21 protein-coding genes and 1 pseudogene are annotated in these 23876 nt (G+C 66.1%); 5 read left to right on the top strand and 17 right to left on the bottom strand.

Annotated elements, in window-relative coordinates; genetic code table 11:
* The 3 genes from O3669_RS06375 to O3669_RS06365 all read right to left on the bottom strand — a co-directional run.
* Nucleotides 1-196, bottom strand: a 196-nt coding sequence (locus O3669_RS06375; RefSeq protein WP_371524062.1) for a hypothetical protein, incomplete at its 3' end; no start/stop codon positions are given.
* A gap of 24 nt (nt 197-220) precedes the next feature.
* Nucleotides 221-352, bottom strand: coding sequence for a hypothetical protein (locus tag O3669_RS06370; protein WP_371524061.1), 132 nt, complete (start codon nt 350-352; stop codon nt 221-223).
* Nucleotides 353-361: 9 nt separating this feature from the next.
* Nucleotides 362-577, bottom strand: coding sequence for a hypothetical protein (locus O3669_RS06365; RefSeq protein WP_371524060.1), 216 nt, complete (start codon nt 575-577; stop codon nt 362-364).
* 1147 nt (nt 578-1724) lie between these two features.
* Here O3669_RS06365 and O3669_RS06360 point away from each other — a divergent pair.
* The 3 genes from O3669_RS06360 to disA all read left to right on the top strand — a co-directional run bounded on the left by O3669_RS06360 (nt 1725) and on the right by disA (nt 5004).
* Entirely contained in the window at nt 1725-2402 is a 678-nt protein-coding gene (locus O3669_RS06360; protein ID WP_295921112.1) for a TrkA family potassium uptake protein, read from the top strand.
* Nucleotides 2403-2511: 109 nt separating this feature from the next.
* Entirely contained in the window at nt 2512-3897 is a 1386-nt protein-coding gene (gene radA, locus O3669_RS06355; RefSeq protein ID WP_295921117.1) for a DNA repair protein RadA, read from the top strand.
* 36 nt (nt 3898-3933) lie between these two features.
* Nucleotides 3934-5004 carry a DNA integrity scanning diadenylate cyclase DisA gene (disA, locus tag O3669_RS06350; RefSeq protein ID WP_295921120.1) on the top strand — a complete coding sequence of 357 codons (1071 nt, stop codon included), beginning with the start codon at nt 3934-3936 and terminating at the stop codon, nt 5002-5004.
* A 90-nt stretch (nt 5005-5094) separates the two neighbouring features.
* Here the strand turns inward: disA and O3669_RS06345 are convergent, their stop codons facing one another.
* The 7 genes from O3669_RS06345 to hpt all read right to left on the bottom strand — a co-directional run bounded on the left by O3669_RS06345 (nt 5095) and on the right by hpt (nt 12885).
* The gene (locus tag O3669_RS06345) at nt 5095-6048 is read right to left on the bottom strand and encodes a hypothetical protein (protein WP_295921124.1); all 954 of its coding nucleotides are present in this window, start codon (nt 6046-6048) and stop codon (nt 5095-5097) included.
* Nucleotides 6049-6140: 92 nt separating this feature from the next.
* Complete coding sequence (locus O3669_RS06340) at nt 6141-6617, bottom strand: DUF3180 domain-containing protein (protein ID WP_295921127.1); 477 nt, start codon at nt 6615-6617, stop codon at nt 6141-6143.
* Nucleotides 6618-8855, bottom strand: a complete 2238-nt coding sequence (gene folK, locus O3669_RS06335) for a 2-amino-4-hydroxy-6-hydroxymethyldihydropteridine diphosphokinase (RefSeq protein ID WP_371524058.1) — start codon at nt 8853-8855, stop codon at nt 6618-6620.
* Between the two features lie 13 nt (nt 8856-8868).
* Nucleotides 8869-9714: a dihydropteroate synthase gene (folP, locus tag O3669_RS06330; RefSeq protein ID WP_371524057.1), complete on the bottom strand. Its 846-nt coding sequence runs from the start codon at nt 9712-9714 to the stop codon at nt 8869-8871.
* Nucleotide 9715: 1 nt separating this feature from the next.
* The gene (gene folE / locus O3669_RS06325) at nt 9716-10285 is read right to left on the bottom strand and encodes a GTP cyclohydrolase I FolE (RefSeq protein ID WP_295921420.1); all 570 of its coding nucleotides are present in this window, start codon (nt 10283-10285) and stop codon (nt 9716-9718) included.
* Nucleotides 10282-12303, bottom strand: a complete 2022-nt coding sequence (gene ftsH, locus O3669_RS06320; protein WP_314769583.1) for an ATP-dependent zinc metalloprotease FtsH — start codon at nt 12301-12303, stop codon at nt 10282-10284. Before ftsH ends, folE begins: the two co-directional genes overlap by 4 nt.
* Nucleotides 12304-12330: 27 nt before the next feature.
* Nucleotides 12331-12885, bottom strand: coding sequence for a hypoxanthine phosphoribosyltransferase (gene hpt / locus O3669_RS06315; RefSeq protein ID WP_295968466.1), 555 nt, complete (start codon nt 12883-12885; stop codon nt 12331-12333).
* A gap of 95 nt (nt 12886-12980) precedes the next feature.
* On the opposite strand from hpt, the gene O3669_RS06310 reads away from it, so the two are divergent.
* Nucleotides 12981-13109, top strand: a complete 129-nt coding sequence (locus O3669_RS06310; protein ID WP_314769581.1) for a hypothetical protein — start codon at nt 12981-12983, stop codon at nt 13107-13109.
* An 80-nt stretch (nt 13110-13189) separates the two neighbouring features.
* Here the strand turns inward: O3669_RS06310 and tilS are convergent, their stop codons facing one another.
* The 3 genes from tilS to dacB are packed head-to-tail and all read right to left on the bottom strand — an operon-like array spanning nt 13190 to nt 16551.
* The gene (gene tilS / locus O3669_RS06305; RefSeq protein WP_371524056.1) at nt 13190-14407 is read right to left on the bottom strand and encodes a tRNA lysidine(34) synthetase TilS; all 1218 of its coding nucleotides are present in this window, start codon (nt 14405-14407) and stop codon (nt 13190-13192) included.
* On the bottom strand, nt 14364-15206 hold the full coding sequence (locus tag O3669_RS06300) for a hypothetical protein (protein WP_371524055.1): 843 nt from the start codon (nt 15204-15206) through the stop codon (nt 14364-14366). The genes tilS and O3669_RS06300 overlap by 44 nt, the downstream gene beginning before the upstream one ends.
* A 4-nt stretch (nt 15207-15210) precedes the next feature.
* Nucleotides 15211-16551: a D-alanyl-D-alanine carboxypeptidase/D-alanyl-D-alanine-endopeptidase gene (gene dacB / locus O3669_RS06295; protein WP_371524063.1), complete on the bottom strand. Its 1341-nt coding sequence runs from the start codon at nt 16549-16551 to the stop codon at nt 15211-15213.
* A 118-nt stretch (nt 16552-16669) separates the two neighbouring features.
* On the opposite strand from dacB, the gene O3669_RS06290 reads away from it, so the two are divergent.
* The gene (locus tag O3669_RS06290) at nt 16670-17164 is read left to right on the top strand and encodes an inorganic diphosphatase (protein ID WP_009056664.1); all 495 of its coding nucleotides are present in this window, start codon (nt 16670-16672) and stop codon (nt 17162-17164) included.
* A gap of 1491 nt (nt 17165-18655) precedes the next feature.
* On the opposite strand, the pseudogene O3669_RS06285 reads toward O3669_RS06290, so the two are convergent.
* The 4 genes and pseudogenes from O3669_RS06285 to O3669_RS06270 form a co-directional block, all read right to left on the bottom strand.
* Nucleotides 18656-19072, bottom strand: a pseudogene (locus tag O3669_RS06285) (transposase); the annotation flags it as partial.
* A gap of 802 nt (nt 19073-19874) precedes the next feature.
* Nucleotides 19875-20603 carry a hypothetical protein gene (locus O3669_RS06280; RefSeq protein ID WP_314769574.1) on the bottom strand — a complete coding sequence of 243 codons (729 nt, stop codon included), beginning with the start codon at nt 20601-20603 and terminating at the stop codon, nt 19875-19877.
* An 84-nt stretch (nt 20604-20687) separates the two neighbouring features.
* A complete protein-coding gene (locus tag O3669_RS06275) occupies nt 20688-21314 on the bottom strand; it encodes a hypothetical protein (RefSeq protein WP_295966506.1) in 627 nt (208 codons plus the stop codon).
* Nucleotides 21315-21992: 678 nt separating this feature from the next.
* A complete protein-coding gene (locus tag O3669_RS06270; protein ID WP_371524054.1) occupies nt 21993-23441 on the bottom strand; it encodes an NlpC/P60 family protein in 1449 nt (482 codons plus the stop codon).
* Nucleotides 23442-23876 lie beyond the last annotated feature (435 nt).

Below are 23876 nucleotides of genomic sequence, written 5' to 3'. Positions count from 1 at the left end.
ACCGCAGTAACACCGGAAGTAGCACGACCACCAGCGACACCGCCACGACCGCCAGCAGTACCAACACCGCCAGAACCCACCGGCGCCACACCACCGCGACCAACCGCACCAGTACCGGAAGTGCCACGACCGCCAGCAGTACCAGAGGCACCAGAACCCACCGGCGCCACACCACCGCGACCAACCACACCAGCACCGGAAGCACCACGACCCGCAGCGCTCACACCACCACGACCAGCGACACCACCAGTCGCACCACGACCACCAGCAGAACCAGCACCGCCAGAACCCACCGGCGCCACACCACCACGACCAACCACACCAACACCACCGCCGCGGCCAGCACCACCAACAGCCCCAGCTACACCCCCACCAGGAAGCGCAGAAGGACGCAACACACCACCGGCAGGAGCAACAGCACGCAACGCAGAACCAGACGCACCCGAAGCAAGCCCACCAATCCCAGCAAAACCACCACCATAAGACAACGCCGCACCAGCAGCACCAGCAGCAGAACCAGCCACCAACACACCACCAGCAATACGCGCACCACCACCCGCGGCAGAAGGAACAGCACGCCACGCCGGATCATTCACATTCAACACATCAGCAGGCATATGCCCACCCACAGGACCATTCGGCGTCATCCGCTGATTCACCGGCGTCGTCGTCAAATCATAACGAGCCAAATCAGCCGGATCACTAATCGGATTCGACGCACTCCCAAGCTCCCCCGGAGCAGGAGACGTCCACTCACCACCACCCGCACCCGTGCCACTACGAACCGTCGGAACAAGACCACGACTCCCACCAGAAGACGCCGGACTCGGAGCCGGGGGCGTAGGGCCGGGATCGGGTTGAGGTTGCCACGGCCCTGGGACGTAATCCTCCTTCGGAACGAAGATACTACCCTCCTCCGCGTATGCTTCTTTGTCGATCTGAGCCAGGATTTCTTTGGCCGCCGCCTCTCGTTTCGCGTTCTTCTGCTCTTCCAAGGCGGTGAGGTACGCCTCGGGAGTCACGTACTCAACGACCTTTCCATCATCGGAAGTGAGAGTCAGCGGAGGCGTCCTCTTACTCTCCGCAATGTCCGACTCGCTCAGCAGAACGGGACTCAGCTCCCTGCCCTTCTCAGCCTGAGTGTGCATGCTTTCGCGCACCGTCAGATTGTGCACCTTGGTCGACTTGATTTTACCCAGGTGTTTATTGACGTCTCCAATATAGGAAGACATCCATGAGTTCGCACCCGCACGAGTCTGCGATGTTCCCACAGTCTCATCGGAGATGAACGCTTGCGCGTTGCTATGGGCCGAATCAACCTTGCCGTGGGCTTCCCCGACCTGCGTATTCTCGGTCATGTCTTCGGCCCCCAAGGGCTGACGCGGCATATCAATCAGATTCTTGAGCTTGTCATAATTCGTTGTATCGACCACTGCGCGACCTCACTTCTGTCAACCGGCACTGACATAGGACGAAAGGGGAACTCCCTGAGGAGCACCTCTCGGTTTAACGTTAAGTTTATCCTCTCCAGCACACGAAGGTCTACCACCTTGAAAACTTCTTATCGCCGCTCAGCAAGCATGCCGTCACTAACGCCGGTCGACACGAAGACACGCACGACTGTTCACGCGTTCGCTGCCGTCTCCTGACTCCTCGCGCGGCGGAATAGGCGACGAGGCGCCGCACCGTTCGCGCTCGGGGGACGGGAGGGGAAGAATGGAGGCATGGCAGAAGAACGTGACTCCAAGGAACTCCAGTCAGGCACACTGGTCATTGGTCTGGGCCGTTTCGGGTCCGCCGTTGCGGTGACGCAAGACCAGCTGGGCTACGAGATCCTGGCCGTCGAAAAGAACCCCGCACGCGTGCAAGCCTTCGCGGGCCGCTTCCCCCTGGTCGAGGCCGACGCCACGTCCAAGGATGCGCTGGAGCAACTGGGGGCGCGCGAGTTCCGTAGCGCCGTCGTCGGCGTGGGCTCTTCCCTGGAGGCCGCCGTGTTGATCACCGCGAACCTGGTGGATATGGGCATTTCCTCCATTTGGGTCAAGGCGACGTCCTCCCAGCACGGGCGCATCCTGCGACGCGTGGGTGCCCATCACGTGGTCTACCCTGACCTGGATGCGGGCAAGCGCACCGCGCACCTGGTAGGCGGACGCATGGTCGACTACATCGAAATGGAAAAGGACGGCTTTTCCATCATGAAGCTGCGTCCCCCCAAGGAAGTGCACGGTTTCTCCCTCGAAGAGCTGGACCTGCGCGGACGCTACGGTGTCAACGTCGTGGCAGTTCGACGCCCCAAGCAGCGCTTCGAGTACGCAAACTCTACGACGCGCATCAACTCTGACGACGAGATCATCGTGTCGGGTGACTCCCACCTGCTCGAGTATTTCGCGAACCGCCCGTAGGCTCTCAACCCAGCGCGCGCATACGACGGCCCATCCCGCGCGTCCGTGCCCCGGCCTCGTCCCGCGCGGGCGAACCGCAGATGAGGGCGGGCCGGGTTACCGTGGGGTCATGGCGAAAGAGAAGATCACCTACCGTTGCTCCGAGTGCGGGTGGACCTCCCCGAAGTGGGTGGGCCAGTGCCGCGAGTGCGGGGCGTGGGGCACGGTCGACCAGGCGGGTCAGGCCTCGGGCGGCCCGCGCGCGGCCGCAACCACCCCGCGTCGGCCTGCGCTGCCCATCGGTGACGTGGACGGGGAGCGCGCTTCGTCGCGGTCGACGGGAGTGGGCGAGCTGGACCGCGTGCTCGGCGGCGGCATCGTGCCCGGCGCGGTGATCCTCCTGGCTGGCGAACCCGGCGTCGGCAAATCGACGCTGCTCCTGGATGTGGCCGCGAAGGCCGCGCGCACGGCGGCCGAGGGCGGGCGCGGTCCCGTCCTGTACGTGACGGGCGAGGAGTCGGCGGCGCAGGTGCGCGGGCGGGCCGAACGCATCGGGGCCCTTGAACCCAACCTGCTCATCGCGGATGAAACGGAGCTGGGTGTTGTCCTTGGTCACGTCGAGGCCTCGGCTCCGTCCCTGCTCATCGTCGACTCTGTGCAGACGATCTCCTCCGCCCAGGTCGAGGGCGGGGCGGGCGGCGTCGCCCAGGTGCGGGCGGTCGCTGCCTCGCTCATCCGTGTCGCCAAGGAATCCGACCTGCCAACCCTCCTGGTCGGGCATGTGACGAAGGACGGCGGTATCGCGGGCCCGCGCGTCCTCGAACACCTCGTGGACGTCGTCTGCCAGTTCGAGGGCGACCGTCACTCGCGCCTGCGCCTGCTGCGCGCCGTGAAGAACCGCTACGGACCCACCGACGAGGTTGGGTGCTTCGAGCTCACCGACTCGGGGATCTACGGGCTGGCCGACCCCTCCGGGCTCTTCCTGTCGCGCACGACGCGCGGCGTGCCCGGCACGTGCGCCACGGTGTCACTGGAAGGACGCCGCCCGCTGCCCACCGAGATTCAGTCGCTGGTCGCCCCCTCCTCCGGGGGATCGCCCCGGCGCACCACCTCGGGCGTGGACCACGCGCGCGTCGCCATGATCCTGGCGGTCCTCCAGGCGCGCATCGGCGCCGACACTTCGGGGGCCGACGTGTACGTGTCGACCGTGGGCGGAGCGCGCACCGTCGAGCCCGCCATCGACCTGGCGATGGCCATCTCCATCGTGTCCTCACTCAAAGGCACTCCCCCGCGCCCCAACCTCGTCGCGGTCGGGGAAATCTCCCTCACCGGAGAGGTGCGCGCCTGCACGGGCACACAGCGCCGACTGGCCGAAGCCGCCCGCCTGGGCTTCTCAGCGGCCATCGTCCCCGCTCAAGGCAGCGAGGACCTCGCCCGCGTCGAGGGCATCACCGTGTTCACTGTCTCTGATTTAGCGACGGCGATTCGCGTCGCTTTTCCCACAGACTCGCAATAATAGAGGGCGAACCTACTCATTCGGGAGGGAAGCACTTTGACGTCCGACGCAGCGATCCTTCGAGAAGCACTGCGCGCAGTCGCGCCTGGCACCCCTTTACGCGAGGGACTGGAACGAATCCAGCGCTCCCACACGGGCGCTCTCATCGTTCTGGGTTACACCCCCGAGGTTCAGGCCATGTGCTCGGGCGGCTTCGACCTCGACGTTGCTTTCACGGCCGCTCGCCTACGCGAGCTGTGCAAGATGGACGGCGCCGTCATCATCGACCCCGACCTGTGGCGCATCCGTAAGGCCAACGTCCAGCTCTTTCCCGACCCCATGATCCCCACCGACGAGTCCGGCATGCGCCACCGCACCGCTCAGCGCACCGCCCGCCAGACTCACCTGCCTGTCCTGTCCCTGTCGGCATCGATGCGCATGATCTCCATCTACGTGGGAACCGAACACCGCCTCGTTGAAGAACCTGAGGCTCTCCTGTCGCGCGCCAACCTGGCCGTGGACACCCTCGATCGATACAGCCAGCGCCTGGACGAAGTCCTCCAGACCCTGACGATCCTCGAGATGCGCGACAGCGCGACCGTGCGCGACGTCGCGACCGTCATGCAGCGCATGGAAATGATCCGCCGCATCACCTCCGAAATCACCGAATACCTCGAGGAACTGGGTTCCGAGGGCCGACTCCTCGCGCTACAGGTTGAGGACCTGGTGCGCGGCTCTGCCTCCGAGCGCGCCCTCGTCATGCGCGACTACATCGCTGACCCCGCGGACGTCGCCCGCGTCGAGGCCGAACTGTCCTCCCTGGGCTCGGAGCGCATCGTCGACCTGACCGCCATCGCGAACATCCTGGGCCTGGACGTGTACGAGGTCGCCGACCTCGACCGCGAAATCATGCCGCGAGGCGTGCGCGCCCTGTCCCTGGTCCCCCACCTGTCGTGGAACGCCATCAAGGCCGTCTCCGAGCACTTCACGACCCTGCCCCAGCTGCGTGCCGCATCCGTCGCCGACATCGAAGTCATCGACGGCGTCGGACACTACCGCGCCCAGCTCATCGCCGAAAACCTGGCCCACCAGGCCCAGGCCGTCGGCGCGGGCGTCGTCGGCTGGTAAAGCAGCCAGCAACCAGCAGGACCCGCGCGGCCACCGACGGCCCCGACAAACCGGCACAGGACAGGTGCATCGCACGCTGCCCCGGCCTCGTCAACGAGTCCGCGAAGCCCCCGACTGGGCGCCGGACTGTGCCCCGGACTGCGCGCCCGACTGGGCACCCGACTGCGGGACGGGAGCGGGCGTCACGTCTGCGACGGCCGACCCCACTTCACGAGTGCCGTGCTGGACAGCGATCTTGTAGGTGCCGACCGCTGCCACGCTGGCACCACCCGCAGGCGTCGTGCAACCATCCGCGTACACGTGGCCGTCCCAGCTGAGCCACCCGGACCACGTGGAGCTCGGACGCAGCAGCAGCGTCTTGGAATCCTCCTCATCGACCTCGCAGCGCGCCGAATCGTAGACCTGTTGGCCGCCCGTAGAGACCTGCAAGGTGTAATCCGACAGCGACGTCGCGCACGCGACCGCGCCGCGGTTTTCGAGCGTCACCTGCACGTACATGGTCGACCCTGCGCTCGCCTCGGAGGCCTGTGAGGTCACAGCGATGTCCTTTTCGAGGCAGGCGGGAATCTCGATCGACGTGCCGTTCGTGAGTAGGCCGTCGGCGGTGACTTCCTGGCCGCCCTTAAGCGTGTAGCCCGAGGCGTCGACCGTCCCCGACTGCACCGACTGCGGGGCCGACTGCGGAACCGGGTCGGGGGTGAGCGCACCGGCGATCGCGCGCACCAGGGCGACGACGCCCCAGACGATCAGCGCGAGAACCAGAATGAGGCCCAGGCCCGTGATGATGCGGCGAGGCCACAGGTTCACGGGCGGGCGCTTGCCCCCGCCCGACGAGCGAGGCCTGGGCCGGGATGCGCCGCGTGCGGAGCGAGCCTGTGCGGCACCTGAGGCCGCTGTGCGGCCCTGCGCCGTCTTGCCGCTCGCCGTCGTTCGTGCACCCGATGCTGCGCGCGACGTGCGGTCTGGCGCGCGCCCGGAGGTGCCTCCCGACGCGCTGCGGCGGGAGGAGGATCGCCTGGGGGAATTCTTACGCTGGTCGGCCACGTCTCAACGATACCGGGCCGGGGCGCGAGCGCGCTGCTAACTCTCGGAAGGCCCGGCACATTCGGAGCTACAAGCCGCCCCGCGCGTGAAGGTCAGGCGGCGGCGTTGCGCTTATTGGAGCCGGATGTGTCGTCGTCGGGATTGATGATGCACCAGCGTTCGACGACGAGTGCCACGATGACCCAGACGACGCCAATGACCGAGCTGACACCCGAGGCAATCGCATTCGACACCATAGGGGCGGCCTCAAGCTGCGTCAGGGACACGCCCATGACGCCGATGAGCACGCCGACCAGACCCGCGCCCACCAGCGCGGACGTGCGCGCGAACACGGCGACGCGCATCGCGCCGATCGCGTCGATCCACGTGTCTTTACCGGCGCGCAGGCGCCGCACGGCCATGCCGGACCAGATCAGGATGGCAGTGGCCACGGCGAACACCACTCCGGGGCCGGGCGTGACGATCATGGGTGTGCCGCCGGTGCGCATGTGCGCGAAAAAGCCCAGAAAGCTCAGTGCAGCGCTCACGACGCCGACCAGCAGCACCCAAGTGATCGCCAGCGGTTTCATTTAACGCCTCTTGACGACTGGGATTGCTCCGGTCATCGTGGGACGCACGACGACTCGACGCAGGATGCCGGTGTGGGTAGCTTCTTCCTCGGGGATGGGACCCACGGGCGTGTTGTCGGGCAGGCCGGGCGCCAGGATCGTGGATCGTCCGTCGGCGTGGACGGTCGCCTTGGGCGGCTCTTCCTCGCGGCCGAGCCCGCTCCGGTCGTCGACGACGCGCACGTCGTGGGCGGCGCCCACCGAGAAGTTCCAGTCGGGCAGCTTGATTTCGGTGCGCGATTGCGCGCGCTTTTCGTGGAAGACGGGCGCCCAGCGCGGCTTTTCGTCGCCGGTCGGCGTGTAGTTGCCCGAACCAATCTTGCGGGTCATCCGTCCGGCCGGGGAGTCCGCGGGCACGGAGGACACGGGGTGCCACGCGGGCCTGGACGAGGCCTTGGCCTCCTGCGCGTCCCCGCTGTCGGGGGCGGCGGGCTGGGTGTCGCGAGGCTGGGTGGGCGCGTCGTCACCGGGAGCGGGCGCGGTGTGCGGGGCGTCGGCGCGCGGCCCCTGGCCGGATTCGTCGCGTGCGCCGACCGAGTCGCGCACGCCAATGGACTCACGCGCATCGTTCGCGTCGTCCTGGCGGGCGGACGCATGAGCTGCGCGGGCGGCGAGCTGGGCGGGTGTGTCGGGCTGGGGGACGGGCGGGACGGAGTCCTCGCCCAGAGAGTCCTCGCCCAGGGAGTCCTCGCCCAGAGAGTCCTCGCCCAGGGATGCCTCGGAGTCAATGCTGTCCTCGACCGGCGCGCCGGATGCGGCGGTGTCGGCGGAGTCCAGGCGACCCCACGTGCCCGACCACGTGTCCGTGAGCGCGTGTTCGCCGCGCACGGGGGTCGCGATGTCGGCGTCAACCGGGGCCTCGTCTGATTCGGCGTCGTCGGCGCCCTCCGACGCGGGCGCGGGTGCCTCGTCCGTCGCGTGTGTGGGCTCGACGATGGAACCGTCAACGACGGAGCCTTCGACGACGGTGCTCGGGGCCGCCGGCGGCTCGCCGATGGGCGCGCTGAGGTCGCCGAGGTGGCTGATTTCGCCGGTCAGCGTCTCGAGGAGCTCGCGCATGTCGGCGTTGGCCTGGGCGTTGCGCTGGGCGATGAGCTGGTCGGAGTCGGCGATGACGGCGGAGGGGTCTTCGAGCCAGTCGTCGACGGCGTCGATGATGCCCTCGCGGTCGGGGGTGGTGGCGAGCAGGTCGCAGACGCGTCCCACGCCCTCGAGGACCGCGTTGGGGTCGCACAGCAGCCAGGGTGCCAGCACGAAGGCGCGTTCCTTGGCGCGCGGGTGCGGGAGGGTGAGGACCGGGTCGGAGGAGGCCAGGCCTTCCACCTGAATGATGTCGATGTCGATGCTACGCGCGCCCCAGCGTTCGTGGCGTTCGCGGCCCAGCTCGCGCTCGATGCGGCTGGTCTGGGCGAAGAGCTCGTCGGGGGTTGCGATGGCGGAGCCGACGACGACGGCGTTCCAGTAGTCGGGCTGGGGTGCCTGGCCGGGGGCGAGCACCGGCTTGGTGCGCATGATCGGGGAGACGTCCTCGATCTGGAAGCCCTCCATGTAGGACAGCGCCTCGACGGTGTGCATGAGGGTGACGGGCACGTCGCCCAGGTTGCCGCCGATGGCCAGGACGACGCGGCGGGCGCGCAGGTGTGCGGGGCGGGAGATGTCTTCGGGGCGGGCGGGCGCTGCGTGTTCGCCGCGGCGCTTGCGCGTGGGCGCAGCCTTCTTCTGCTGCGCGGGGCTGGGTGCCTGGGCGCGGCCGTATGCCTCGATTTCGCCCGTGAGCACGGAGCCGTCCTCGGCCTCGTAGATACCCTTGAGGGACAGGGACAGAGGCATGGCGTCAGTCTCGCCGCGGCGCACGGTGACGGACACGTCGGCGAAGGGATGGTTGATGGGCGCGTCCGGCTTGTGGACGGTGACCTCGGTGCCGACCACGCCCTCGTGGCTCATGACGCGCGAGGCGATGGTTTCGGCCAGGGTCTCGATGAGGTCGACGGGGTTGCCGGTCAGGACCGCCATGGTCTCGTCGGCGATGTCGGCGTAGGAGACGGTCGCGGCAATGTCGTCGGTGGTACCCGCAGTCTCGATCCACATGACGACGTCGGCACTGAAACGCTGTTCCTGGGTGCGCTCGAAGTCGTAGACGCCGTGGTTTGCCAGCGCCCCCAGACCTTTGAGGGCGATGATGACGCGTCGGCTACTCACCGTCGTTCTCCTTTCAGGCGATGGCGGCCGCGGTGGCCGCTACGTCGTGGACCCGCACAGCCCACGCGCCGCTGGTGACGGCGTGGGCGGCGATGGCTGCGCTGTCGGTGTCGACGTCGCCTCCGAGGGCCTTGACGAAACGCTTACGCGACGCTCCGATGAGTACAGGGTACCCACAGGTGGTCAGGCGCGGCAGTTCGGCGAGGATCTGCCAGCACTGGTCGTTCGTGAGCGAAAAGCCGAGGCCCGGGTCGATTACAATTTTATCAGGTGTCACACCCGTATCAAGAGCATCCCGGACCTGGTGGGTCACGCGCTCGATGAGCGTGCCCACAAGATCCTCGCCGTAGTCGAAGTGCTCCCCCGGCATGCCGGGCAGCGCGCGGTAGTGCTGGACGACGTAGGCGCATCCCGAGGCAGCCACCGCCGCGTTCATCTGCGGATCCCAGCGCCCGCCGCTTACGTCGTTGATAATCGCCGCTCCCGCTTCGGCCGCCGCGCGGGCCGTCGACGCGTGCAGCGTGTCCACGGACACGATGATGCCGTCGCCCGCCAGCGCGGACACGATCGCGCCGATGCGCGCCCACTCCTCCTCGGCACTGATGCGCGTCGAGTTCGGTCGCGTCGACTCCCCGCCCACGTCCACAATGTCAGCGCCGGCCTCCACCATCGCACGGGCATGTTCGAGGGCAGCGGCGGGATCCACGTAGCGGCCCCCGTCGGAAAACGAGTCGGGCGTGACGTTGAGGATGCCCATGATCGCCGCGCGCCCGGTCGGCAGGCTCAGACCGCCCGGCAGCGCCGGAGGAGACGGAACCGGGGACGAGGCCGGGGCGGGGGGCAGGGGAAGGGCGGACATGTCAGCGGCTCCCCGACAGGACGAGGGCCATCATCTCGGCGCGGGTCGCACCGTCGCTCATGATGCCTCGCAGCGCGCTGGTCACGGTCGACGAGCCCGGCTTGGAGATGCCGCGCATCGACATGCACATGTGCTCGGCCTCGATAACGACGATGACCCCCTGGGGCTCCAGGACCTCGTCGATGGCGTCGGCGATCTGCGCGGTCAGGCGCTCCTGCACCTGGGGGCGCCGCGCGTAGCCCTCGACGAGGCGCGCGAGCTTCGACAGGCCCGTGACGACACCGCCGCGCGGGATGTAGCCCACGTGCGCGCGGCCGTAGAAGGGCAGCAGGTGGTGTTCGCACACCGAGTGGAAGGTGATGTCGCGGACCAGGACCAGCTCGTCGGTGCCCGCGTGGAACTGCGTGCGTAGGTGCTCGCGGGGGTCCTCGAACAGGCCGGAGCACATCTCGCGCCACGCGCGCGCCATGCGGTCGGGGGTGCCGATCAGGCCCTCGCGCTGCGGGTCCTCACCGATCGCGACCAAAAGGTCGCGTGAGGCCTTCTCCACGCCTGCGGCATCGTAGGTCACGCCTGCTCCTCGTTCTCGTTAGCCGGTGTGTCCAGGTCGCGGGCCGCAACGGCGTCGGTCGCCGAGGACTCGGCGGAGTTCACGCCGACCGGGTTGCCCATGAGGGCGCCGGGGACGGCCGCGTCGGACTGGTAGTTCCACACGGGGCGCTCGGGCGCCTTGACGACGTCCTTGAAGATCTCCGCCAGCTGCGCCTCGTCGAGGGTTTCCTCCTCCAGGAGTCGGGAGGCCAGCGTGTCGAGGACGCCGCGGTTGTTCGTGAGGATCGTCCAGGCCTCGCGCATCGCGTTGTCCAGGAGGCGGCGGACCTCCTCGTCGATGATCGCGGCCGTCTCGTCGGAGAAGGCGCGCGGGCCCTCGCCGCTTCCATGGCCGAAAGCCTCGGTGTCGGCGTCGCCGAGCTTGACCATGCCGATGCGGTCGCTCATGCCGTAGTCGGTGACCATCGCGCGGGCCGTCTTCGTGGCCTGCTGGATGTCGTTGGCGGGGCCGGTGGAGGGATCGCGGAACACGATCTCTTCGGCGACGCGCCCGCCCATGCCGTACACCAGGTCGTCGAGGAGCTGGTTGCGGGTCTTGTTGAAGCGGTCCTCGGTGGGCATGACCATCGTGTAGCCCAGGGCGCGGCCGCGCGGCAGGATCGTCACCTTCGTGACCGGGTCCGTGTAGTTCAGTGCGGCGGCGGCCAGGGCGTGGCCGGCCTCGTGGTAGGCGGTCACGGCCTTGTCGTGGTCGTTCATGACGCGGGTGCGCTTCTGGGGGCCCGCGATGACGCGGTCGATGGCCTCGTCGATGGCGCGCTCGTCGATGAACTGCATGTTGGAGCGCGCGGTGAGCAGCGCGGCCTCGTTGAGGACGTTCGCCAGGTCCGCGCCCGTGAAGCCGGGTGTGCGCTTGGCGATCTGACGCAGGTCCACCTGCTGCGTGAGGGGCTTGCCCTGCGCGTGCACCTTCAGGATGGCCTCGCGGCCCTTCAGGTCCGGGGCCTCGACGGCGATCTGGCGGTCGAAGCGGCCCGGGCGCAGCAGCGCCGGGTCGAGGATGTCGGGGCGGTTGGTCGCCGCGATCAGGATGATGTTGGCGCGCTCGTCGAAGCCGTCCATCTCGACGAGGAGCTGGTTCAGGGTCTGCTCGCGCTCGTCGTTGCCGCCGCCAATGCCGCTGCCGCGGTGGCGACCCACGGCGTCGATCTCGTCGACGAAGATGATGGCCGGCGCGTTCTTCTTCGCGCGCTCGAAGAGCTCACGCACGCGGGAGGCACCCACGCCGACGTACAGCTCCATGAACTCCGAGCCGGAGATCGAGAAGAAGGGGGCCTTGGCCTCGCCGGCGACGGCCTTGGCCAGCAGGGTCTTACCCGTTCCGGGAGGACCGTAGAGCAGGACACCACGCGGGATACGCGCGCCCACCTTGTGGAACTTATCGGGGGACGCCAGGAACTCGCGGATCTCCTCGAGCTCCTCCACGGCCTCGTCCTCACCGGCGACGTCCGCGAAGGTCACGTCCGGGCGCTCCTGGTTGAACTCCTTGGCGCGCGAGGCCGTGAAGCCGCCCATCATGCGCGAGCCCGACATGGACCGCATGATGAAGTAGAACGCGCCCATGAGGACCAGCAGCGGAACGATCAGCTGGAACATCGCGCCCAGCGCGCTGGACTGGGGACGCACCGCGTTCCAGCCCTTGGCGGGAGCCTGCTCGGCGACCGTGTCCAGAATATCCTTCGTCTGAACGTAGGAGTACGTGAAGTAGACGTCCTTACCCAGGTTCGCCGTGGGGTCGCCCGCTCCGGTGCTCTGGTGCGTGTAATCCTCGGTCAGCGTCAGGTTCACCTGCTGGGTGCCCTCGTTGAGGACAACCTTCTCGACCGTGGTCCCCGAGATGAGCGCCATACCCTCGGACGTCGTAATCGAACGAGGCTGGAACGCTTGCCAGAGGAACCATCCGCCAACGAGCAGGATGACGAGGGGGATCGTCACCCAGCCCCAGCTCGGGCGCTTAGTCTTCGTCTTGTCGTTCACGTGAGTCCCTTACAGGTTCAAATAGTCTCAGTTGGAGTAAACGTGCGGCTGCAACGTTCCCACGAAGGGCAGGTTACGATACTTTTCCGCGTAATCCAGGCCGTAGCCGACGACGAACTCGTCGGGAATGTCGAAACCGACGTAGGCCACGTCGATGCCCACCTTCGCCGCTGCGGGCTTGCGCAGCGCGGTCGCGATGTTGACGGAGGCCGCGCCTCGCCCGATCAGGTTCGCCTGAAGCCAGGACAGGGTCAGGCCGGAGTCGATGATGTCCTCGACGATCAGAACGTGGCGTCCGGCGACGTCCTGATCGAGGTCCTTGAGGATACGCACGACGCCCGAGCTCTTGGTGCCCGACCCGTAGGAGGAGACGGCCATCCAGTCCATTTCGAGGGGCGTGTGCAGCTTGCGGGACAGGTCTGCCATGACCATGACGGCACCGCGCAGGACGCCGACGATGAGCAGTTCCTGGCCGGCGTAATCGCGGTCGATCGCCTCGGCCATCTCGCCGAGCCTACGGTCCATGTCCTCGGCGGTCACGAGGATTTCCTTCAGATCATTACCCATGTCGGTGGCGTCCACCGTGTCCTCTTTTCGTATCGGTGCTCCGCGAGCGGTTGCACTATAAGCGTGCCATAAAACGGCGTGTTTGTGCGTAGAAGGCATCTATTCTCACTGTGAGCGCAACGACGCTGTCCGGCGCGACGCCCTCTCGCGCCGCCGAAGGGGCCACAATCCCGCCGCGCGAGCCCCTGGCCTCAGCCGACAAGCATTCTCGCGGGATGCGCGTCGTCACGAGGCCGTAGCTGGCAGCGGGACGAGCGTCGCGGGTGCGGGGCGGGGGCTGCGGGCCGGGCTGACGGGGTACGGCGGCAAGTAAGCGGGGTCAGGCGGGTTCGTGCGGCGCGAAGACGATGAGGGCTCGGGCACCGCGACCGACACGCTTCGCGGCACCCCCGGGCAGGGGAATCGGCCCTTGGCCGCGCCAGGCAACAACCAGGTCATCGAGGGCGTCCACGTGTGCTCCCGCCAGCGCCCGGATTCCCCCGCGGCGTGCCGCCTCGCGCAGCGCTCGGGTGCGCACGGCTCGGGGAGCGCCGACCACGTCGGCCACCGCCAGGGACGAGGCCCACTCCCCCGCCTCAGCTCCCGCCTCGCCCGCGACATCCTGAGCACGGTCGCGCAACGTCCCGCGAGCCATCCCGTCGGACCCGTCCGCCGCGCGCGCAGCAGCGTCGGCCCCGCTCACGGCCCGTTCGCGTGCACCTGCGACGAGGGCGCGCGCCCAGCCATTCAGGGCATCATCGTCGGCGGCGCACAGGGCGGCCGTACGGGCCAAGGCGGGCACAGGATCCATCCCGAGGGCATCGGCCAGCGCGGGGATCGCACCGTAACGAACAGCGCTGCGCCGCAGGGCACTACCGTCCGCGGCGCGCCACGGCCCGTCGATCGCGTTCGTAGGGTCCTCGACGGGGGTCAGCCCCACCTGCTCGCACGCGCCCGCCGTATCGGCACGGCGCAGGCCCAGCAGGGGGCGCAGCCACGTCACCCCATCCTCGTCGCGTCGAATCGGCGCAATCGCGCGCAACGACGAGGGGCCCGAGCCGCGCGCCAAGCGCAGCAGCACCGTCTCAGCTTGGTCCTCCATCGTGTGCCCCAGCAACACGGGCCCACCCTCGCGCAGGGCCACCTCACGCAGGGCGGCAATACGCGCCTCGCGGGCCGAGGCCTCGGGACCTCCCGGTCCATCGACGCTCACCGCGACGGTCAGCGCGCGCGCACCCAGGCGGCCGGCCAGATCCGCGACGCGGCGAGCCTCCTGCGCACTACCGGCCCGCAGGCCATGATCGACCGTCACCGTCACCACATCGACACCCGCGCGCGACGCCACATCAATCGCGGTCAGGGCCAGCGCCAGCGAATCCGCACCACCCGACAAGCCCACGACGAACGCGGAAGGCACCCCGGCCTCGTCGATGAACGAACGCAGACAGGCGCGCACCGCGAGCGAACACGCCCGCACACTACCCCGCGGATTCACGCCCACGAGGCGGGAGGCGTCAGCGCACACGCGCCAGCCACGCCGCCGGCTCGGCGTACTCACGAGCCGTAGGCAAAGCCTCGACGCCGGACAGCAGGGTCGCGATCGCACCCTCGCGCACAACTGTGCGCGCAAAACCCTCCGTCTGAGCCTGCATCAACTCAACCCCGGACAGCGGCATACCCGCCGCCGCACAGGCGCGCACCAGACCAACGCCACCCGCCTGCGCACGGTGCGTGCGTAGCCAGTGAATCGAGGGCAGGTCACGCGGAGTCAAAACCTCCATCTCGGCGGTGGGCAGCGCATCCAGCAGCAACACGATGCGCACCAGCTCGTCGCTACGCTCAGGCAGAGCTCGCACCAGATCAGCGATATAGGGCACCAGATGAGGCGCGTGCGTCAAATGCACGCCTCGCAGGCTCGTGCACAGGGACACCCAGCGACACCAATCCGTCTGATCCAGCGCGTAGCGCTGCGCATCCGCCAGCACGTTGGGCGCCACCAGCACGCTGCACCCGGAGGCGACATCCCAGATGCCGGTCGCACTCTTGGCCAGCGCCCGCAGCACCACGGCCTCGGCCGCGAGCACCAGCGGCGTGCGCGTGTCCTCAAAACGATCCAGGATCGCCCCAACCCGGCGAATCAACCCACGACGATCAACGACAAGCGTGCGCGAGGCTGCCACGGTCGCCGAGGCCTCGGGCAGGGTGGACAGCTCAGCAAGCCAGCGCTCCGACCACACCGCCGAACGGCGCAGGCGCGCCACCACAGCGGAGGCTCCCACACGCGAGGCCGAGGGGCCAGCGTAGGACATCGAAGCGAGAACTCCCGCGACGTCGCGCGGACCAAACGGCATATCCATGCACTTAGTCTAGCTCGGCGAGCCCTTCCTCGAAGCTGTCCAGGCGCCAGCGTGTGGGCAGCGCACCGCCCTCAACCAGGTCATGCCCCACGACCACCAGGAGTACCCGGCCGCTCTTCGTCTTCACCGAGCCCGACAGCGCCGTCACACCCTGAAGCGCACCCGTTTTGGCCTGAACATTGCCGACCGCCGGCTCATCGAGCATACGCTGCGAAAGCGTGCCCACCAGTCCCGCCCACGGCAGGAGACGAATCAGTTCCGCCTGGTTACCCCGCGCCGCATACGACGCCTTCAGGACGCCAACCAGCGTGTTGGCACTGAGCTTGTCGTTGGTGGACAGACCCGAGCAGTCCTCGAGGATCATGCCGCTCGTGGGGATACCCGCCTGGAGCAGGTCAGCCTTGATCGTGGCGATCGCACCCGCGTAGGTCGTGGGCTGCCCCGCAGCACCCGCCGCGAGACGACAATACTGATCCGCGAGCGTGTTATCGGAGTGTGCCAGCATCCAACGCAGCTGATCGCCCATCGTCGCCGAAGACACCGACGCCACTGTCTGCGCACCCGCCGGAGGTTCACCAGCCTGGCCCATCGTCACGGCGACGCCCGCGGAGGTCAGGGCCTGAGCGAAAACCTGGGCGACATAACCGGGGGCATCCGCGTGGAAGTCGAACGCGCCCGGAGAGGTACGCCCGGCATCAATCGCCATCGGGCCAACGTGCCCCTCGTAGCCGCCGACCTCCTGCGCGTCCCACGACGGCAGGTGCGTGGCCCCCTCGAAGAGAGTCCCACGCCAGTTCAACGTGACAGATGTAATACCACGGTCGGCAAGGGCGCTCGCCGTGTTCGCCGCGAGGGTCCCCAGACCAGCCCGACCCGACACATCAGTCTCGTCGGACGCGCCCGCGCCGAGAAGCAGATCACCCTCCGAGTCGAGGTACAGGGTGCGCTCGTCGCCGCTCAGCTGCGCGCTCGTCTCGAGCGTGTCCGTGGGATCCAAATGCGTCAGCGCCGAAAAAGCAGCCAGCGTCTTCGTGGTAGATGCAGGCGTATGGCCAATCGCCGCGTCCTCATCGAGCAGAATCTCGCCCGTCTGAGCATCCACGACAACACCCCACGCGGTGTACTCACCAGTGGCCGCCCCACCCGCAACAGGGCGCCACAGCTGCTCCACCTGCGCCTCAGTCACCGGATTGCCAGCCGCCTGGGCGGGCACAGAAGCAGTCGCAGCCTCCACCGGAGCGGCGGTCGGAGCTGCAGAAGGAGAGGGACCCGCCGGAGCGCAACCAGCGCTCAAAAAGGCGACAGCCGCCACAAGTGCAGCGGTAGCGCTTACAATTGGCCCCATAGACGTGCGATGCATGGATATCCCTTCGTGGTTACCTAGGTAGCTACAGTACCCGTCCAAGCACCCACACAACCAACCGGACCCCGAACTTTGGGGCTGATTCACGGAAGGCTTGAACATGGAGTTTGATGTCACCATCGAGATTCCCAAGGGAAATCGAAACAAGTACGAGATCGATCACGAGACGGGACGCATCCGCCTGGATCGAATGCTCTTCACCTCAACCCGCTACCCGGACGACTATGGGTTCATTGACGACACCCTGGGCGAAGACGGCGACCCCCTGGACGCGCTGGTGCTCCTCGAAGAACCCACCTTCCCCGGCTGCGTGATCCGCTGCCGCGCGCTCGGCATGTTCCGCATGCGCGATGAAAAGGGCGGCGACGACAAGGTCCTATGCGTTCCCGCATCCGATCAGCGCGCGTCGTGGCGCACCGAGATCGACGACGTCTCCGAGTTCCACCGCCTCGAAATCCAGCACTTCTTCGAGGTCTACAAGGACCTCGAGCCCGGCAAGAGCGTCGAGGGCGCGCACTGGGTCGGCCGCGAAGAAGCGGAGGCCGAGATTCGCCGCTCCTACGAGCGCCTCAAGGAGCACGAAGGCGAGCACTGAGCCGCCACCACACCTCACGGCGGGGCCGCGCGAACCAGGACGTTCGCGCGGCCCCGCCGTCTCTGCATCATGGGCACTGTGGCCCCCGCTCACGCGAGCGGGGGCCACCTTTTTGTTGCCTGCGGGGTAATGCGGCTCTTCGCATTTTGGGGTGTGGGGGGTGGTGTTGGCATGGGGTCGGGGCCTGCCCGATGATTGAGGTTGCGACACTTCAAACGCTGGGAGGCCCCGACATGGGTGAGCTACCTTTCCTGCTCTGGATATGACGGCCTATTGCGGGTTGGTGGAGCTGGGCTTGGTGGCTGTGGGGATGCGTTGTCAGGAGGGCGGGTTCGTCCTGAAGTGCCGTGCGGCTAATCCGGCTCGGTGAGCTGTCCCGGGGATCGTGGGCAGTGTCGTGGGACGACGACCGAACACAGGAGTTCGCCTGGGGCGCCTCATCAACCAAAAGTCGCACGTAATTTGGGTACCCTAACTTTTCATAGGTATCGAGAAAACCGCAGAATTCCAACGATGTGATTTCAACGTTTGAAATACATGTCGGGGAATTACGTGCGACATTTCTGAGGAACCACAACATGAGACGCCACAAAGACCCCACGAAGTGCCCCAAGCAGAAGACAACTCAAGCCCAGAAGACCCCCACAACCCCGACAAGCACGGGGGCGCTGCACCCGTTACGTGGCGGTGCACCTCTTATGTGGCGCTGCACCCGAACGGAAGGGGTGTAATGCCTACGGATCGGGTGCACCGCCTCTTAGAACAAGTGAAAGTGTGGTCGGTGCGTGCAGAGGTGACTGCGTCGCACAGTGGGGAGGACTGCCTCGTCGCCGTTGCGTGTGGATTGGTGGACATGATCGACCTCGCGAAGGCGCAGCTGACCCTCGTCACCGTTGCGTGTGGACTGGCGTGCAGGGGGCAAGCAGCTGGCACTGCACCCGTTATGTGGCGCTGCACCCGTTACGTGGCGGTGCACCTCTTATGTGGCGCTGCACCCGAACGGAAGGGGTGTAATGCCTACGGATCGGGTGCGCTGCCTCTTAGAACAAGTGAAAGTGTGGTCAGCTGTTGCTAGAAGCGGGCTGTGTGGGCTTATGGGTGTGTGCGTAGTGGTTCCAGGCGGTGGCTTTCGCCAAACCGTAGACCCATTCACCAAAATTCCACGAAATTTGGCTGTTTTTGCTTAATGGGTCTGCACTTTGGCGGAATGGATGCTGCGTCGTCGTGGATGTGCCTCGTGGCCGGTGCTTGGGACTCAGATATGCGGCGTTGGCTGGAGCGTCGGTGTATGGAATGGGCTAGTCGTGGTGTCCATTTTGCCTAGGAAGCGCATCCGCGATAAAGCTTGTTGTTGATGGGGACGTGCACCCCTTCAGTGAGCATTGCACCCGTTCTGATCGGGTGTAACGCTCCTCAACGGGTGCAACGTTCCTCAACGGGTGCAACGTTCCTCAACGGGTCCGAGCCTGTCAATTTTTCTGCGTATAGGGGTTAGAGGTAGGGGGTGATTCGGTCGGGGTAGGCGGTGGTGAGTTGGGCGAGGGCTTGTTTCCAGTTGGTGGTGGTGTGCCCTTGGATGAGGCGGGTGTGTCCTGTTCGTTTGTTGGCGGGTTTGCCAGCGTCTGTGAGGCGCTGGGCGGCGCGTTTGTCTTCGATGTTGCAAATTCCCAGCCACAAGAGTTTGACGGCGGCTTCTTCGCTGGGGAAATGCCCGCGGTTCCTGGTGATTTTACGGAGCTGGTAGTTCAACGATTCGATAGCATTGGTGGTGTACACGACGCGGCGCAACATGGGCGGGAACGCCAAGAACGGCGCGAAACACTGCCATGCACGCTGCCAGGTCAGGGCCGTTTGGGGGTAGCGCGCTCCCAGGTCGCTGGCCGCAAACTCTTCCAGCGCCCCTCGGGCGGCGCCTCATCAACCAAAACTCGCACGTAATTTGGGTACCCTAACTGTTCATAGGTATCGAGAAAACCGCAGAATTCCAACGATGTGATTTCAACGTTTGAAATACCTGTCGGGGAATTACGTGCGACATTTCTGAGGAACCACAACATGAGACGCCACAAAGACCCCACGAAGTGCCCCAAGCAGAAGACAGCCCAAGCTCAGAAGACCCCCACAACCCCCACAACCCCCACAAGCACGGGGGCACTGCACCCGATAAGGGGCACTGCACCCGTTACGCGGCGGCGCACCCGAACAGAAGAGGTGCATTGCCTACAGTTCGGATGCAGCGCCCCAACACACAAGAACAAACGCGGAACTGACAGGACCCATCCACTCCCCGCCACAACCCCGGGCGCGTTGGGCGGATTAATTGGGCCCCATTGACGCTGCCCCACCGCGAGCGTCGCACAGGTCGCACGTAGCGACTCATGTTGTGCCGTGTTGATACTGACCACCGCGAGCCCCACCGAAAACTCCGCACCTCTCATCCTTGCACTCAAAGTGCAGACCACGGGGCCCAGGTACCCACCTATACGGCCGGTGATGCCACCCCCGATCCCAGTCATACCCCTCCACCGTCTGACGTTGAGGTTGAGGCGGGCCACATGACGCCTCCCCTGATCTGTTCACACCCACATGCCACGCCTGGAACGCGCCCCGGCAACACAACATGCCCTTTGCCCCATACATTCTTCACACGACGCTCATGGTGAGAACAGCTGAGCCCTTGTCCCCCTCAGCCAACAAGACCCGCGAGCGCTCAGTGTCCCCCACCCGCTTGATTCGTCCAGGCCTCGGTAATAATGCCCGAATGCTCATAGACGACAATCCCAAGTCCGCTCGTCTCGCCCCGACAGGTGGACATGACAGAGGCGTAGGGCTCCTCGCCCTTCTCGACCTTGTCATCCATTGAGGACCGGCGCATACGGTAGGTCCACGAGAAGCCATCCTCGCTCACCAGGTCAAAAACATATTGCGCATGCGAGTTCTTTCCAGTACTTCGCCCAACGCGAAAGTTCTGGCAGATGACATTCTCATGACGCACACTCCCCTGGCGTGCATCCTCCACATAGGACCACTGGTACATGAACGAGATGTAGCCGACCAACCACAGGACACACCCAATGAACCCGAGTCCCAGGAGCGGCCCAGCCACACTCCCCGGCGCCCGCCCTCCCGCAGGCGAGGAGCCGACGCGCCCGACAGCGACTAGCACCAGACGCCGCAGCAACGCCCACACGAAGCGCAACGAGAAGAAGAGCACCAGGAGCGGGAGCCCCATCGCGGCAAACCCGCCGTAGAACCTCCACTGTCCCCAGTCGTCGTTGAAGACGATGACGGCGACGCACGCATATCCCATCACAACCCAGCAGCCGATAACGACCCACCTGTAGAGCTTTTGACGATGCGTCAAGTTCTTCGAAGTGAAGAGATATTTCATAGACAGGTCTGAGCGGGCCGAGTCGGGGCTTGTCTCGATCGATGCCATACCCCCATCGTACCCCCCACGCCTTTAGCCTCATACCGCACCCCGGCCTCGTCGAGGAGCACCACCCACGAAGCTCCGCCTGCTCTACTTGCTCACCGACGCCTCGTCGATGATGCCCGTGCGCGGGTAGACACGCACAGTCATCGTCGTCCACGGCAACTCGCATACGTCCGCAACCGTGTTGAAGGGGCTGTCAATACGGTCGGTCTCCCTGTCAAGGTCAGCGAACTTCAACATGAAGTGCTGCGAATACCCGTCCTCCCCAACCAGATCGAACTCGGCGAACTTCCAGGACTGACTCTTCAGCGTGGACAGGGAGCTCAAGTCACCCTTGACCACACACCTGACGTTGTCATGACGAACAGGACCCTGCCACCAATCCTGAGCAAGCGCCACACGCTGCTGCCACGACGGGTAGACGACCGCCGCGAGGATACCGACGACTATCGCGAGGGAGAACAGGGCCAGGCCCGGGGCAGGCTCTTTCGCATGTTTCCCACGCGAGGGCCCCTTCGCTGCGCGCAGCATGTCGCGCAGCCACCAGCGCAACGTCGCCCACACGATGGGCAGCCACAGGAGCGTGGCGAACACGGGGAAGACCAGGCCACCGAGCTGGGTGCGCATCGACAACAGACCCCACTCCCCGCGCTGGTGGTAATGCCATATGAGCCAGTACACGCCGAGCGCCATCAACCCCAGAAAAAGGCGCAACCCACGCTTCTCAGCGTTCGTAAACACGGTGGGTATCGACTTGCCACTCCGAGGCGATGACTGCCGGTCGCGATCAGCTGAGTTCTCCATGCGTGTCATGCTAGCCGAGGCCGGGGTCAGAGGAGACGGCGACGGCGGCGACGGCGACAACGACGGCGAGATACGCCCCTCCTCCCAAAAGTCGCACGTAATTTGGTCACCCTAACCTTTAATAGGTACCGAGAAAACCGCAGAATACCAACGATCACATTTCAAAACCTGAAATAGCCACGAGGGAATTACGTGCGACATTGTTAGGAAACCATCTCAATCATCACGGGAGCGACCGAACAGAAGCCCCAATCCACAGCACCCACACAACAGACACAAGAACGCGGACGATACCGCACTGAAACGGATCACACCCACACAGGCCACGCCCCTCCTCCCAAAAGTCGCACGTAATTTGGTCACCCTAACCTTTAATAGGTACCGAGAAAACCGCAGAATACCAACGATCACATTTCAAAACCTGAAATAGCCACAAGGGAATTACGTGCGACATTGTTAGGAAACCATCTCAATCATCACAGGAACGACCGAACAGAAGCCCCAATCCACAGCCACGCAGACCACACCCAAACGCCGGGGGCCGCGCAGACACAGTCTGCGCGGCCCCCGGTTTCACAACTAATCGACTCAGAGCCTCACTGCGTAGGGCATGATCGATCCCCAGCTGTACACGCCGGTAACGCGCACGGGAACGCCGAAGGTGGGAGCTTCGATCATCTGGCCGTCGCCCAGGTACATGGCGACGTGGTAGATGCCGGACTGGGTGCCGTCGGAGGACCAGAAGATCAGGTCACCCGCCTCCATGTCGCCCAGCGACACGTGCGTGCCGTAGCCGTACTGCGCGCGCGAGAGGTGCGGCAGGTCCACGCCCGCGCTCTCCCATGCGAGCATGGTCAGGCCGGAGCAGTCGACGCCGCCGTAGGATTCACCGCCCCACACGTAGGGCACGCCCAGGTAGGTCATAGCCGTCGCGATCGCGGTGGACGCGCCGCCATAGGAGTAGCTGGGCTCCTCGTACGCAGGCTCCTCGTAGACGGGCTCTTCGTACGCAGGCTCCTCGTACGTGGGCGCAGGTGCAGGCGCGGGCGCGGGCGCTTCCTCGGCAGGCGCGGGCGCGGGCGCGGGCGCTTCCTCGGCCGGCGCGGCGGGCGCAGGCGCTTCCTCGGTCGGCGCGGCCGACGCGGCCGGCGCGGCGGGCGCTTCGTTCGCGGGGGACGAGGCCGGGGCCTCGGGAGCAGCATCGGCCGCGGGTGCCGGGGTGGCGGAGTCGCCACGGCTCTGGGCGTCGGCGGCGGCGGTCGCGGCGGAGGCCTGCTCGGCGGCGGCGCGCTCGGCGGCGTTGCGTTCGGCGGCGAGGGCAGCCTCGCGCTGGTTGATCAGGTCGACGGTCGTGCCCTGCTTGTCCGCCAGCTCCTTGACGTAGGCGTCGCGCTGCGCGGCGACGATGTTCGCTTGGCTCTGCGCGTCGGTTGCGGCCTTGTTGGCGGCGTCGGTGCGAGCCTGGACTTCGTCGGTGGCCTTCTGCTGGTTGTCGCGGGCGGTGTTGGCCGCGTCGCGCGTCACCTTGGCGACCTGTTCAAGGGCGGCAACGTTCTGCATCTTCACCTCGGCGGAGGTGGAGAAGGAGCTGATGCCGGTCTGCTTGGTTTCGACGGCGCGCAGGCCGTCGGAGTTGAGGTAGGGCGCGATGACATCGAGGGAGCCGCCGCCGTTGCGGTAGGTGGCCTGAGCGACGGATGCGACCTGCATCTTGCCGTCATTGAACGCCTTTTCGGCGGCGTCAGCGTCGGCCGAGGCCTGGGTGGCAGTCGCGGTCGCCGCGTCCAGTTCGATCTGGGCTTCGTTGAGGTCTTCGCCGGCGATCTGGGCGTTCTGGGTGGCGGTTGCCGCGGCCGCGTTGACCTCGGCGAGCTTGACCTCAATTTCGGCGACGCTCATCGAGGCGGCTTCTTCGGCCGCCTTCGCCGCTGCGATTTCTTCCTCAGAGGGAGTCGCCTGCGCCAGCTGCGGCAGGACCAGCAGGGTACTGGCGGCAAACACCGTCAGGGCCGTGCGGATTGTTCCGCGTTGTCTCATCGTCGTCTCATCTCGTGTGCATGAGTGGGTGGACGCCCGGGGGCGCGTACTAGGAAGAAGCCTATCCACTTTCGTCACCCTTGGCAACAAACACACCAACATCCACACGATTCACAGTCGCAACAATCGCACCATTTGCACCACCAGCCCCACACTTACCGCACAATTACCAGAAAACCTGGGCCTAGATGACGCAAAGATGTACTCCCTATCACATTTTGCGCCCCGGTCTCAACACGCCCCCATCCCGTCACAAAAGTCCACCATCCGGGACCGCCGAGCCACGGCCTCGCCCATGACAAAGAATGGACCTCATGAACCGTCGAATGTGCCGCTGACTGCGCGTCAGCACAAGCGACTGCCGCGCAGTCCCCCGAGAGCGGGACGCGCCTTGACGCATGTTCATAACACCGCCTAAGCGGCCCGCCACAGGGG

It is taken from the genome of Pauljensenia sp. 20925_1_34, from assembly GCF_041432775.1.
Taxonomy (GTDB): domain Bacteria; phylum Actinomycetota; class Actinomycetes; order Actinomycetales; family Actinomycetaceae; genus Pauljensenia.
This window is presented reverse-complemented; position numbering and strand designations above follow the sequence as displayed.